Source organism: Staphylococcus casei (assembly GCF_030294405.1).
Classification (GTDB): domain Bacteria; phylum Bacillota; class Bacilli; order Staphylococcales; family Staphylococcaceae; genus Staphylococcus; species Staphylococcus succinus.
The window spans coordinates 1-13,394 of sequence record NZ_CP125721.1 but is presented as its reverse complement, the minus strand read 5'-3'; the positions used below and the strand labels follow the sequence as shown (position 1 = coordinate 13,394).

The following is a 13,394-nucleotide window of genomic DNA, read 5'->3' as shown; positions in this document are numbered from 1 at the left end:
TCCCCTTTTTTCTTGTATTTTATGATTTAAATACGTTGAGTGGGCTGTTTTCAAAGTTTTTTCTACGCATATTCGTTGAGCGCATTTCTTCTAATTCGGACAAAATAGAGCGCATTAAATATCCTTGCATATTTTCCAATTTTTCTTGTTTTTTAACCATTATACCTTTGAATCTTTTAAGTACCGTAAATAATTCATCATCCATATCTTCAAGCATATACACTTCACCATACAAATCATTAAACGAACGCTTAGCTTTTAGTATAACTGATTTAATGATTTGTATTTCTTTAGCACTAAAATTATTCATGTATCTTTTTGTATCTTCGGGCATTTCCTGAAGTTCTAAATGTTTTAAAGCTTCTTCATCGGATTGCTTTTGTAAATGATCTGTATGATTTGGTTGATTAGGTTTTGTATCTTCTATATTTGCCTCTCTTATATCATTCATATCATTCGTATCATTAGAATCAATAACACTAATATTAGTATTACTAAAATCAGTATAACTAGCGTCCCATTTTTTAAGTTTGCAATGTCCCATATCTTTAGTTTGCAATGTCCCATTTTTTAAGTTTGCAATGTCCCATTTTTTAAGTTTGTTGTCATTACGCTGTTTTGGAGGATTTACATATAATTTATCTGCTCTTTTTGAAGGTTTTACTTCTATTAATCCATAAGCAATTAACTCATTTTTGAGCCTAGCCACTTTTTTACGATTTATATTCAAAAATTTTGCAATTTCTTGATTTGGCATCACGCAGTAAATATTATGTGTTTTATCGTAAAAAATATCTTTAAACACACTATATTCATAACGACTTAGATAAATAGCGTAAGTAATAATAGCATCGGGCGATAGTTTATTATAAAATGGATTATCAAAAAGTGCATAAGGCAAACGATAAAACTCATCAATATCATTTAGATAATAGTATTTATCATATGGCTTTTTGGGATATAATCGATTATTTGAAGTAGGAACTCTTATTTCTTCTAAAAGACCATATTCAATCAATTCTTTTTTTAGATTTATAATTGTAGGTTCAGAAACATGTAGCATACCTTTTAAATCTGAATTTGAATATATTGAAAATAAACGATTATTTTCATCTAAAAATTGAGATTGATCTTGGTTATTTTTTGCATAAGCAATTGTTAAACTTTGACGTTCAGTAATAATCGCATAGAGTAATTTACTTTTGGCTCTCATAGCTTTGAACTTGTTGTCTGTAAATAAGAATTTGTGTAGTTTTGTGAATTTTTGATTTTCTTCATTTGTCATAATAAAAAACCTCTTTCCGAATTTTAAATTGGTAAGAGGTAATAAAACGCTTTTATATATTTTCCGTTCATATAATAACTTCAATACTTGCACTAAGTAATCATTCATTATATAATACAAGTATAAATTTGATATTAAATAAACGTGTGCCAACGTTTTATTACCAAACATTTAAGGGCAACTACTACCAATAGTTGCTCTTTTTATTTTGTTATAAATTAATAATAACACTTATATACCTATAGAAACAATTTATTTTGTAACTTTTTATGAGTAACATGTTACATGTAACAAACAACACAAAGAATATATAAGAATGAATTAAGAACAACGAGATTATGTATAAGTTGAAAGAAACAAGTTTTGCAGTTACATGTAACATGTAACAAACAACACGAAGAATATATAAGAATGAATTAAGAACAACGAGATTATGTATAAGTTGAAAGAAACAAAGTTTTGAAGTAACATGTTACATGTAACAAACAATACAAAGAATATATAAGAATGAATTAAGAACAATGAGATTATGTAGGAGGGTTATTTTGAATATAATAACAGTTGGAAATTTTAAAGGTGGCGTAGGTAAAACTACAGTATCTACATTACTTTCTTATATTGCATCTGAAAACTATAACAAAAAGGTTCTTTTAATAGATTTTGATCCTCAAGGTAACGCTACTCAAATTATGAAAAGAACTTATCCAGAATTTAAAGAGGAATCACTTTCATTCATAAATATGCTAAAAAGTGGAAATATAGATGAAAGTATCATTAGATTAACTTCTAATTTATCATTATTGCCCGCTGATTCGTCTTTGGCTAATTTATCCGATATTATTTCAAAAACAGACATTTTGAAAAAAAGATATATTTTAAAAAATGTGGTAGAAAAAATTGAAAAAATTTATGATTTCGATTATGTATTTATAGATGTGCCACCTACTATAAATTCAGATTTTACTAATAATGCTGTTTACGCAAGTAATTATATTTTAATGGTATTTCAAACACAACAATCAGCTTATGAGAGCAGTCTTTCTTTTGTTAATTTTCTAAGAGATAGAAAAAAAGAGTCAGATTTACCATTTGAATTAGTTGGTGCAGTTCCAGTATTAATAAAAAAAAATGGACGAGTAGATAAACAAATATTAGAGATGTCTAAATCTGCGTTTTCTGAAGCATTATTTGAACACCAAATATATCAAAGAGAAAGAATAAAAAAGTTTGCTGCTGATGGGATAAAAGATAAAGATATGCATGATAAAAAAGTCATACATATGTTCAACAAAGTATATGAAGAATTAGTTAGTAGAATTAAATTAATTGAGGAGGAATGAAATGTATGGCTGGATTTTTAGATAATATAGATACTTCGGAAGTGAAATACACAGAGAATTATAGACCTATATCTAAAAGTACAACAATGAGAGTAGATACTGATATTAAGAAAAGGCTAAACCAAATGGCGTTAGATAAAGATACGTCTATAAAATCAATAATTGATAAAGTTTTAGAAGAATTTTTAGAAAATAATAAGTATTAAAAAGTTAATTTATAGTAATTTTTCAAATAAAGAAAATGCTAAAATGCGTCACTATACTAGTGACGCATTTTTTGTAACTTCTGATAATCATCGATTATGTAAACTAGTTAGGAGACAAAGTATGTCCGAAATAAAACATCAAATCTTTATATCTTCAACATATATTGATTTAATTGATGAAAGACAAAAAGTTGTAGAAAGTGTTATAGAAAGTAGTAATATACCTGCTGGTATGGAATTGTTTACCGGAGAAAATGTTGAACAATGGAACATTATAAAACATTGGATAGATGAATCAGATGTGTTTGTTCTTTTATTAGGTGGTAGATATGGTACTTTAGCAAGTGATGAAAATATTAGTTACATTGAAAAAGAATATAATTATGCACAAATAAAAGGAATACCAACATACATTTTTGTTTTATCTGATGCTTATTTATATAAAAAACAAGGCGAGTATTCAGGGTTAGATATTTTTGAAAAAAACAATAAAGATAAGTATAAATTATTTAAAGATAAAATTCTAAAACAATACGCTAAAATGGACATTAATAATCTAGATAATTTAAAAAATGTGGTATATAAAACACTTATTGATAATAAAAAAATTGGAGTGGTGGTTGGGTAAAAAATACCCATTCTAAAGTGGATTTTTTAATAGAAAAAAGTAACAGAGATATTGAATTATACAAAAAACAAAGAGAAGATTTAGTAAAAGTAAAAAATATAATTAAAAAAACTATGAAAACAATTCTTATATATCCATTTTTTCAATTTTAGATCTTAATAAATTTTGTGAATATTATGGTGAACAAGACCCTTTAAAGAAATATTTAGATAAATCTGTTCAGCATAATGTAGATAATATGTTACAAAGTTTATCAGAATATATACGTATTGTTGAAGATCATAAAATTTTTCTAAAAGATGAAGTACATTTTAAATTTAGGTCTTATGGAAATAAATATGGACACAGAGGTGAATGGATAGATATTTCAGAAGAAGATATGCTGAAAATTGAAAACGATTTTGATGATTTGTCTAAAAAAATATTTAATATGTATAATGAGATAACAAAAGAATTAGAACCGTATTTGTAATAATATTTTAATATTCATAAATGATCAAATTTACCCATATTATATAATCTCCTTTGAATATATTTCAATCATAAACCTTAGACCGCGATATCAAGCAAGTGATTTATTAAAACTTTTTTAAATACAACCGCCTAGTTAGATTATTTCGCCTCACTAATAGAAATTCCTCGTTCCAGCATTTCTATAACGCGGTGATAGACTAAACGCTTTTGGGGATCTTTAGCATTGGGAGAATAAAGTACAGGTCTGCCTTTATATACTCCTTTTTCTTTTGCTACTTTAATTCCTTGTGCTTGTCGACGCTTGCTTTCATTTCTTTCTTGTTCAGAAATCATTGCTAAAATTTGAATAATTAAATCCTTCATGAACTTATCTAATGATGGGTTCCCAATTGCTTCATTCATCATGGGCAAGCTTGTAATCATGAATTGAACTTCTTTTTCCTTTAAATAGTTAACCGTTTGAATAAACTCATCATAATTCCTACCTAATCAGTCGATGGATTCTACAACTAAACAATCTCCCATGAGTATAAAACTTAATACTTTTAAAAAAACAGGTCTATTTTCAATCGATTTGCTCGATTGTTTTCTGTGAATATTCTTTCAGCACCAAAAGATTGTAGGTTTTCGATTTGTCTATCTAAATTCTGATATATGATCGAAAATCTTGCATATCCGACTATCATTTTAAGCGCCCTTTCTCACACACCCTAAATAACATGAATTAGTATCTTGAAAAAATTGGATAATAATTTATAGTTGGTACATCAAAAAGTCCGATAACTAATACGAATAGTTACAACTGACATCTATTAAACTCTTTATTATTGTAATAGTAACATGTTATTTGTTACAAGTTACTATTACTTTTGGTATTTTTAGTAACGCTGTTTTAGACGTACTTCAAGAAAAGATTGATAAATGTAAACAAGAAACTCCAAACGACTTAACAGACATTATTGATAAAATTACAACCAACATTTTAAGATAATACGTCTATTACATAATTTTAATGAACACGATTAAAAGGGTTTATTTTTTCAATTTATAGTAATTGTACACTGCGTCTAATTGATATATATTTAACCTATATAAAAAATGGTTCTGTTGCAAAGTAAAAAAGTATAGCTAACCACTAATTTATCATGTCAGTGTTCGCTTAACTTGCTAGCATGATGCTAATTTCGTGGCATGGCGAAAATCCGTAGATCTGAAGAGACCTGCGGTTCTTTTTATATAGAGCGTAAATACATTCAATACCTTTTAAAGTATTCTTTGCTGTATTGATACTTTGATACCTTGTCTTTCTTACTTTAATATGACGGTGATCTTGCTCAATGAGGTTATTCAGATATTTCGATGTACAATGACAGTCAGGTTTAAGTTTAAAAGCTTTAATTACTTTAGCCATTGCTGCCTTCGTTGAAGGTGCCTGATCTGTAATTACCTTTTGAGGTTTACCAAATTGTTTAATGAGACGTTTGATAAACGCATATGCTGAATGATTATCTCGTTGCTTACGCAACCAAATATCTAATGTATGTCCCTCTGCATCAATGGCACGATATAAATAGCTCCATTTTCCTTTTATTTTGATGTACGTCTCATCAATACGCCATTTGTAATAAGCTTTTTTATGCTTTTTTTCCAAATTTGATACAAAATTGGGGCATATTCTTGAACCCAACGGTAGACCGTTGAATGATGAACGTTTACACCACGTTCCCTTAATATTTCAGATATATCACGATAACTCAATGCATATCTTAGATAGTAGCCAACGGCTACAGTGATAACATCCTTGTTAAATTGTTTATATCTGAAATAGTTCATACAGAAGACTCCTTTTTGTTAAAATTATACTATAAATTCAACTTTGCAACAGAACCATGAAATTAGTAAAAAAGGTGGTGTAGTTGATACTTATCTTAAATATTTAGAGTATAATTTAGATGTTTTAACCAATGGTTTAGAAAAGTAAAAATTTTAAAAAAGCAGAGCTATGTCTTTATAGACAATAGTTCTGCTTTTTATCATTTATAAAAAAATATATTTTAAATTTTACGAAATAGTATAATGTTACTAATATTTTCAATCCTCAAATGAGAATGAATATCCTTTGATAACGGTATTTAAATTAGATTAAAAGGGATTTATATGGTAATATAGATTATAATAATTATAATCTATATTATATTGTAATTTAGATTTATTATAATTTGTTGGGGAGGCTTTATATGTTTAGAAAGTATAAACAACATGCTGCACTAATCAATACTATAATATGTGCATTTTTAATTTTAGTAGGAATTATTTTAAACTCATTAGATTTATTTACTTATTCTATCAAAATTTATTTATTAGCTTTTATCATTGGAGGATTCTTAAGTGCAAAAGAAGGGTTGAATGAATTAATTAAAGACAAACATTTCAATGTTGATTTATTAATGATTTTAGCTGCAATTGGTGCGTCAGTAATTGGTTATTGGATGGAAGCAGCTTTGTTGATATTTATATTCTCCTTAGCTGAAACAATGGAAAAGATGGCTGAAGAAAAAACAAAAAATACAATGACTGAACTTTTAAAAATCACACCAGATCTCGCTAGACGTATAAGTACAGATGGGACAATTGATATTATTTCCACACAAGAGTTGGAAGTAGGTATGTTTGTTCAAGTGCCAAAGGGAGAAACTATTCCTATAGATGGTGAATTAACTTCTGAATATGCTGTCATTAATGAATCGGCTATAACTGGAGAATCTATTCCTATTGAAAAAAAGAACAAGGAAAATTTAACCGGAGGGACGCTCAACGAAGGTGAAACTTTTGAGATGCAAGTTACAAAAAATATCGATAATACATTGTTTTCAAAAATAATTCGACTTGTCGATGAAGCTCAGTCTTCTCCTTCACATACTGCAAGTTTTATAGAAAATATAGAAAGTATTTATGTCAAAATAATACTTCTTGGTGTGCCATTATTTATCTTATTGACTCCATCTATATTGAATTGGAGTTGGGAACAAGCTTTTTATAGGGGCATGGTTTTATTGACTGTTGCATCGCCATGTGCACTTATTGCAAGCGCTACTCCCGCAACATTATCTGCAATCAGTCGTGCTACAAGACGAAATATGCTATTTAAAAGCGGAAATGCAATAGATGTACTCAATCAAGTTAAAGCAATAATATTTGATAAAACAGGAACACTAACAATAGGACAGCCTACTGTTCAGGAATCATTTTATATGTCTAATGTCGAACAAAAAGAATTAAAAAAAATATTAAAATCAGCAGAAAACGAAGCAACACACCCTATAGCTCAAGCACTTGTAAAACATTTAAATGACGTTGACATAATACCTCTTGATTATGTAAATAATATCACAGGAAAAGGATTACAAGTTTATTATAATAATCATGAATGGCGCATTGGTAAATTGGAATTTGTCACAAACAGGGTATTGGATTTAGATATACAACAAAAAATAAATAGCATTCCCCCAGTTTCAACACAAGTCTATGTCTCTAAAGATAATAAGTTAGAAGCTTATTTTTCACTATCAGATCAAATTAAAGATGATACTATAGATGCTATTTCTAAGTTGAATAAAATGAATATACACACAATTATGGTTACAGGGGATAATTTTCAAACAGCAAATGAAGTTGCAAGAACTATTGGAATTAAAGAAGTTTATGCAAATAAACTTCCTCAAGAAAAAGCGGAAATTGCAAAAAAAATTAAAAATGAATATGAAACTATAGCTGTGGTTGGAGATGGGATTAATGATGCGCCAGCTCTTGCAATTGCCGATGTCGGATTTTCAATGGGAAATGGTACAGATATTTCAATGGAAACTTCAGACGCAATTCTTATGCAAAATGATTTAATTCAAATCCCTTTTTCAATAAGCCTATCATTAAAGTTAAAAAAAATTGTTAAAGAAAATATTATTTTTTCATTAAGCATTATAGTAATATTGATTTTCACCAATATTCTTCAATTAATTAATTTACCTCTTGGTGTTATAGGACATGAAGGCAGCACAATTCTTGTAATTATAAATAGTTTAAGACTCTTATATTTTAAAGATGATTTTAAGAACTTTAGTTAAAGAATTAAATAGTATAACAATCATTATTAAGAAAGAATTTGATTTTGAAATGATTAATTGACTTTTTTCAAAAAGGTCTATTTTATGAATATATATAGATATATTTTCAATCTTAAAATCTATTAATAATTGAAATAGCATAAAGCTTCCTTCTCTCTTTCAACTTAAAAAGACTAATAGTATGAAATACTAATAAAGTAGCGTTGTACGATATCTAATTACCACCCCCCTTCAAAAGAGTTTCTATAATTAGGAGTTGGAGAAGATTGCCGACGATATTGATGTCTCATAGGCCAAGCCGTCCAACCTTGGCTACCTTATCCATAAAACCTATTAAAAATAGACTAAGCAGAAATGACTGGTTAATCTTATAATACGAACAGGTCAATTCATTAGAAAATAGAGTTTTTATTAAATTACCACTTTAAGAATTTAGTGTTGTTCGTAAGGGACTACTTAAGATCATTATCTAATAAAGTGTCAATTTTGAAAGGTTTTTGTAAGGAAAATCGATGTTGCTTTTTTATTTTCTTTATTATAATTGAATTATAGTTAATTAGAGAGCATTGTTTTTATGAAAAAATTACTTATTGTAAGTGTAGGATTTGCCATATGCTTATTAACTGCATGTTCGCCACAGACATTGCAAACAATTGGTTCAACTAAATATTATGTAAAAATTGTTGATGATGGTGAGAAATATAAAGAATCAGGTTATTCCAGATATAAATATAATATGACGGGTTTTGATGAAAATGGAGAGTTAAAAAGACTCTCTTTTACAGCTGAAAACCAAGTTGAAAAAGAGTCTTATTTAAAAGTTTATTACAAGAAAGATGAAGTGATTACCTATGAAGAGGTAGATGCTGATAACGTCCCTAAAAAGGCACAGGAGTTATTGGAAGGGAAGGGAACTAAAAGTTCTCTTTAACAAAAGACCTAATCTCTGACTATATCAAACTAATATTATTAGATAAAGCTAGTAATATTAGTTCAAAAACACTTCATTATTGAGACACATTCTGATTTTGAAACGATTAAAACACATACATATTATGTATGTGTTTTTGCTATACTTATATCTATTAATTAATGTAATTACTAAAGGTCGGTACAATAATACTTGAAAGTAAAAGATTAATATTGAAATTTTCATTTTCTATGGCATAAATTTTCTCTACTAAATCGCAATTTTTTATATGAAGTTAAAGAACTATAAAAAGTGTAAGGAGCAATTTATATTTTCTCCATTTCTCCTCCCTCTAATACTGTACTTTTACTTATTCGCTTTCCAGCAATTTAAATTTATCTTCTAATGTTTGAAGCCCTTTATCTATAATATTTTTTTGTTCTATTAAATTTTTTTGATGTTCTAAAAATATATCTTTTCGTTTCATTTTGGTAGAACTTCCTTGATGATACAATTCAGCAATTTCTTTTAACTTTGATACAGGCATATGTGTCTGACGCATACATTTTATAAACTCAATCCAATATAGATCCTCTACTGAAAAATCTCTATAGCCATTCTTATTTCTGGTAACAAATGGAAAAAGCCCTGCTTTGTCATAGTATCGAATAGTATGTTCACTGATGCCTAAATTATCGGCTACTTGCTTTACTTGCATAATTTACCTCCTAAAAAAGGTGACTTTATAAAGTCACCTTTTTGGTCTATTTAATAAGTTGAACTAGTAAATCTTCATAGTCATTATGGATAATAGCTTCAAACCCAAATGTTGATACCATATCACTCTTTAATGACTCCACAGTGTTATAACCAATGAGTTCAGGATCATCTATTTTTAAACCAATTCGTTTAATGTCATTATGGAATAAATTATTTTGATGAGATAGCTCAATTATTTCTTCAGCTAAAGATTTAACGTAATTATTACTTGGCAAAGATACGTTCTTATCATCTATGACCTTTTCTTCCGTAATAATCTTAATATCTGTTTCATTTTCTTTAAATATTGCTAAAAAGTAATACATATCAAAATGACCTCCTTATTCTTTAAAGTTAACTAGCGTGTCGTATAACCGCCATTTGCAAATAATGTTTGTCCATTTATCCACCAACCATCTAAAGTTAAGAAAGTGATAATCGGTGCGATGTCTTCAATATTTGTAAGCTGATTATGAAGTGCTTGAGATTTATGGAATGCCACAGCATCTTCGCCTTCTTGAGGGTAGAAGAAAGGTGTATCCATTGGTCCAGGAGCCACCGCGTTAACTGAAATGCCTCTATCCATAAACTCTGATGATGCTGCGCGTGTATAATGCTCGACGGGCGCTTTTCCTCCAGCGTAAGTTGAATAAAATCCTGTATAAGCAGCAAGCAATGCAGTCGCTAGAGTGATAATTTTACCATTATCATTCATAGATTTTTCAGCATATTTAATAAAGAAATAAGCTGACTTTGCATTGATGTCTGCCATACTATCGAACTCTTCTTCAGTCGTTTCTGAAATAGGTTTTTTAAGTACTTTTCCTACTGTATTTATTGCAATATCAACTTTTCCAAACGTCTCTTCAGCATGTTGAAATAAAGCTTGGACATTACTAACCTTAGTTAAATCACCAGAAAATAATGTACCTTCTCCACCTAACTCTTCAACTTTTGAAAGTGTAGCTTTAGCATCATCTAAAGACTTTTCATCATGATAATGGATTACTAATTTAGCCCCATCTTTAGCGTAAGTAGTGCTTAATAAGCCACCAAGGTTCTTAGCACCCCCAGCAATAACTACAACTTTGTCTCGTAAACTATTAAATTTACCCATATTATATAACCTCCTTTGAATATATTTCAATCATAAACCTTAGACCGCGATATCAGGCAAGTGTTTATCTGATGTTTTTTGGAATCGGTTTCGTTGGAATGATAACTGGTTCAATAGCAACTTATTTTCTGAAAGGTAATAAGAAGTCTAATATAAAAGGTCGTTTAAAAATAATAGGCAAAGATTAATTAAAATCATCAGAAATTAAACAACTAAAAGTTTAAGTATAATTAAAATAATTTTTAGGTCGACCTAATTTATGCTATAATATTCATTGATAAATTTAATGTTCAATGAGGAGATTTTTAAAGTGAAGAAAAGTTTAGAAGAAATAAATGGAAAAGTTTCTTTTGATAGCGAAGCAAATGGTATCAAGAAACTAATAATGTATCTAGGCCCTGGCCTTCTTGTTGCCGTAGGCTATATGGATCCAGGTAATTGGATTACTTCAATGGCAGGAGGAGCACAATTTGGATATACATTATTATTTATAATATTATTATCGAGCTTATCAGCCATGTTACTTCAAAGTATGTGCGCTCGTTTAGGTATTGCGAGTGGTATGGACTTAGCTCAAGTAACTAAACACATAAGTAATAAGCCGTTGTCGATAGCAGCTTGGATTGTTACAGAGTTAGCAATTATGGCTACAGATATTGCAGAGGTCATTGGTAGTGCGATAGCATTAAATCTACTTTTTGATATACCTTTAGTAGTGGGAGTAACTATTACTGTATTAGATGTTTTACTTTTACTAGTAATTATTAAATTTGGCTTTAGAAAGATTGAAGCTATCGTAGGTGTATTAATTTTTACAGTTCTTTTTATCTTTGTATTTGAAGTTTACTTTGCTTCTCCAGAATGGAGTGCTGTTTTAGGTGGCTTTATTCCAAGTACAGAAATAGCTACTAACAATGGTGTGTTATACATAGCTTTAGGTATCATTGGTGCGACAATCATGCCTCATAATTTGTATTTGCATTCTTCAATTGTTCAATCACGTAACTACATACGTGAAAGTAAAGCTAAGAAAAAAGAGGCTATTAAATACGCTATTATTGATTCACATATACAACTTTCAATTGCGTTTATTATTAATTGTTTGATTTTAATATTAGGTGCCGCTCTATTCTTTGGTAATGGTGAAGACTTAGGACGATTTTATGATTTATATAATGCTTTACGAGAATCGGATTTTGCAGGAGCTATAGGTGGTGCTGTTATGAGTACATTATTTGCCATAGCTTTGCTAGCTTCAGGGCAAAATTCAACCATTACGGGCACATTATCAGGACAAATTGTCATGGAAGGGTTTTTAAATATAAGAATTCCTCAATGGGCAAGAAGATTAGTCACTAGACTAATCGCTGTGGTTCCTGTATTCATCTGTTTATGGTTATATGGTTCAAGTACTTCTAAAATTGAGGATCTATTAATTTTCACACAAGTGTTTTTAAGTATTGCATTACCCTTTAGTATTATTCCTTTAACGTTAGCAACCAATAACCCTAAAATAATGGGAAAAGAATTTACAAATAAAACATGGGTTAATATTATTGCTTGGATTTTAACAATCATATTAAGTATATTGAATATATATCTAATTATAGAAACACTTAATGAGTTTTTATAAAAATTCATTAAAATTAAAAAATTTGATGTTCGTCAGACTTTCATAAACAATCCTTATTAAGATGAAATTTGTTTTTGAAACGATTAAGAGGCACCTTGGTCAACCAATGGTGCCTCTTTGATATGAATTCTAATAATAACCATCTATGTAAGCGATACCAATAATGTCATTTATTAAACCCTCAGTAAATTGTTAGTGAGCAGAGTTATTGTTATTTTAAATATGTATTATTACACTGTGTATGATGGGCATATAGGGGGGATAGTAATGGTTAACTCTGATAAAAAAGAAATAGAAATAAGCAAAACAAATGAAACACGATCTAATGAAATATCGAAAATGATTGAAGAGGGTGGTTTGGGCGCTGACCAGTATTACACTATAGACAAGCAGCAACCCAATCAAAAAATTTTAATAGAAAATATTGATCAATTCAAAGACGAAATAAGTCAAAAAGATAACGACGATTTAATTGATCTATTAATACTAAATGCTCAGGAAAACATCAACTCAAAAGGTAACCATGCTTTGATTATTATAAAAAAAGAACTGCTTAGCCGAATGTAATAAAAATGAAATTTAAAAAACTGAGACACCTAAAGATTTAGGTGTCTTTGCTATTCTAATAATAAGGAGAAAAAATTTATGAAAGTAAAAGACCAACAACCCTATATCTTAGATAATGAGCTAGGCTCAAGAGAAGAAGTTGAAATAGACGAGCAAAGAATTAGAGAATTAGAAGAATATGATGAGCAAGAAGATAAAAATCCTAATAATAAAATTATTATTTTTACAACTATACTGATATTTATTTTAACCATAATTTTATCTGTTATTATACAGACGAATAAAAAATAGATAAAATCTTTAAAGTTAAAAACGTTCGTTTTTGATACAAAACCTCTTAACTATAAATTAGGA

The 13,394-nt window shown here is 28.8% G+C and carries 14 protein-coding genes and 1 pseudogene; 9 read left to right on the top strand and 6 right to left on the bottom strand.

Going from position 1 to position 13,394, the window contains the following annotated elements; all coding sequences use genetic code 11:
• Positions 1 to 19: 19 nt before the first annotated feature.
• Positions 20 to 1,285, bottom strand: a complete 1,266-nt coding sequence (locus tag QMO72_RS13815) for a replication initiator protein A (RefSeq protein ID WP_103267315.1) — start codon at positions 1,283 to 1,285, stop codon at positions 20 to 22.
• A gap of 545 nt (positions 1,286 to 1,830) precedes the next feature.
• Between QMO72_RS13815 and QMO72_RS13810 the strand changes: the two genes are divergently transcribed.
• The 4 genes from QMO72_RS13810 to QMO72_RS13795 all read left to right on the top strand — a co-directional run bounded on the left by QMO72_RS13810 (position 1,831) and on the right by QMO72_RS13795 (position 3,931).
• The gene (locus QMO72_RS13810; protein ID WP_002448023.1) at positions 1,831 to 2,625 is read left to right on the top strand and encodes a ParA family protein; all 795 of its coding nucleotides are present in this window, start codon (positions 1,831 to 1,833) and stop codon (positions 2,623 to 2,625) included.
• Between the two features lie 5 nt (positions 2,626 to 2,630).
• Positions 2,631 to 2,831, top strand: a complete 201-nt coding sequence (locus QMO72_RS13805; protein ID WP_002448025.1) for a hypothetical protein — start codon at positions 2,631 to 2,633, stop codon at positions 2,829 to 2,831.
• Positions 2,832 to 2,952: 121 nt separating this feature from the next.
• Positions 2,953 to 3,459 (top strand): DUF4062 domain-containing protein, encoded by a 507-nt coding sequence (locus tag QMO72_RS13800; RefSeq protein WP_002512604.1) that lies wholly within the window; start codon positions 2,953 to 2,955, stop codon positions 3,457 to 3,459.
• A 238-nt stretch (positions 3,460 to 3,697) separates the two neighbouring features.
• Positions 3,698 to 3,931: a hypothetical protein gene (locus QMO72_RS13795; protein WP_002512602.1), complete on the top strand. Its 234-nt coding sequence runs from the start codon at positions 3,698 to 3,700 to the stop codon at positions 3,929 to 3,931.
• 140 nt (positions 3,932 to 4,071) lie between these two features.
• Here the strand turns inward: QMO72_RS13795 and QMO72_RS13790 are convergent.
• Both QMO72_RS13790 and QMO72_RS13785 read right to left on the bottom strand, forming a co-directional pair.
• Positions 4,072 to 4,619, bottom strand: a pseudogene (locus tag QMO72_RS13790) (recombinase family protein).
• A gap of 473 nt (positions 4,620 to 5,092) precedes the next feature.
• A protein-coding gene (locus tag QMO72_RS13785) for an IS6-like element IS257 family transposase (protein ID WP_230456631.1) occupies positions 5,093 to 5,766 on the bottom strand; the annotation gives its coding sequence in 2 pieces (ribosomal slippage) (positions 5,093 to 5,580 and positions 5,580 to 5,766; 675 coding nt in all).
• Between the two features lie 404 nt (positions 5,767 to 6,170).
• Here QMO72_RS13785 and QMO72_RS13780 point away from each other — a divergent pair.
• Complete coding sequence (locus QMO72_RS13780) at positions 6,171 to 8,054, top strand: heavy metal translocating P-type ATPase (protein WP_002512600.1); 1,884 nt, start codon at positions 6,171 to 6,173, stop codon at positions 8,052 to 8,054.
• A gap of 574 nt (positions 8,055 to 8,628) precedes the next feature.
• On the top strand, positions 8,629 to 8,985 hold the full coding sequence (locus QMO72_RS13775) for a YxeA family protein (RefSeq protein WP_002512599.1): 357 nt from the start codon (positions 8,629 to 8,631) through the stop codon (positions 8,983 to 8,985).
• A gap of 349 nt (positions 8,986 to 9,334) precedes the next feature.
• Here QMO72_RS13775 and QMO72_RS13770 read toward each other — a convergent pair whose 3' ends face one another.
• From QMO72_RS13770 to QMO72_RS13760, 3 genes are read right to left on the bottom strand one after another with little or no spacing between them, the layout of a single operon-like run.
• Positions 9,335 to 9,682, bottom strand: a complete 348-nt coding sequence (locus QMO72_RS13770; protein ID WP_002508642.1) for a MerR family transcriptional regulator — start codon at positions 9,680 to 9,682, stop codon at positions 9,335 to 9,337.
• Positions 9,683 to 9,728: 46 nt separating this feature from the next.
• Positions 9,729 to 10,049: a hypothetical protein gene (locus QMO72_RS13765; protein WP_002508641.1), complete on the bottom strand. Its 321-nt coding sequence runs from the start codon at positions 10,047 to 10,049 to the stop codon at positions 9,729 to 9,731.
• 32 nt (positions 10,050 to 10,081) lie between these two features.
• The gene (locus QMO72_RS13760) at positions 10,082 to 10,840 is read right to left on the bottom strand and encodes an SDR family oxidoreductase (protein WP_103268044.1); all 759 of its coding nucleotides are present in this window, start codon (positions 10,838 to 10,840) and stop codon (positions 10,082 to 10,084) included.
• A 286-nt stretch (positions 10,841 to 11,126) separates the two neighbouring features.
• Here QMO72_RS13760 and QMO72_RS13755 point away from each other — a divergent pair, with 286 nt between their 5' ends.
• The 3 genes from QMO72_RS13755 (at position 11,127) to QMO72_RS13745 (ending at position 13,331) form a co-directional block, all read left to right on the top strand.
• Entirely contained in the window at positions 11,127 to 12,473 is a 1,347-nt protein-coding gene (locus QMO72_RS13755) for an Nramp family divalent metal transporter (protein ID WP_286093289.1), read from the top strand.
• A 267-nt stretch (positions 12,474 to 12,740) separates the two neighbouring features.
• A complete protein-coding gene (locus QMO72_RS13750; RefSeq protein WP_002508712.1) occupies positions 12,741 to 13,040 on the top strand; it encodes a hypothetical protein in 300 nt (99 codons plus the stop codon).
• 78 nt (positions 13,041 to 13,118) lie between these two features.
• Complete coding sequence (locus tag QMO72_RS13745; RefSeq protein ID WP_103268042.1) at positions 13,119 to 13,331, top strand: hypothetical protein; 213 nt, start codon at positions 13,119 to 13,121, stop codon at positions 13,329 to 13,331.
• Positions 13,332 to 13,394 lie beyond the last annotated feature (63 nt).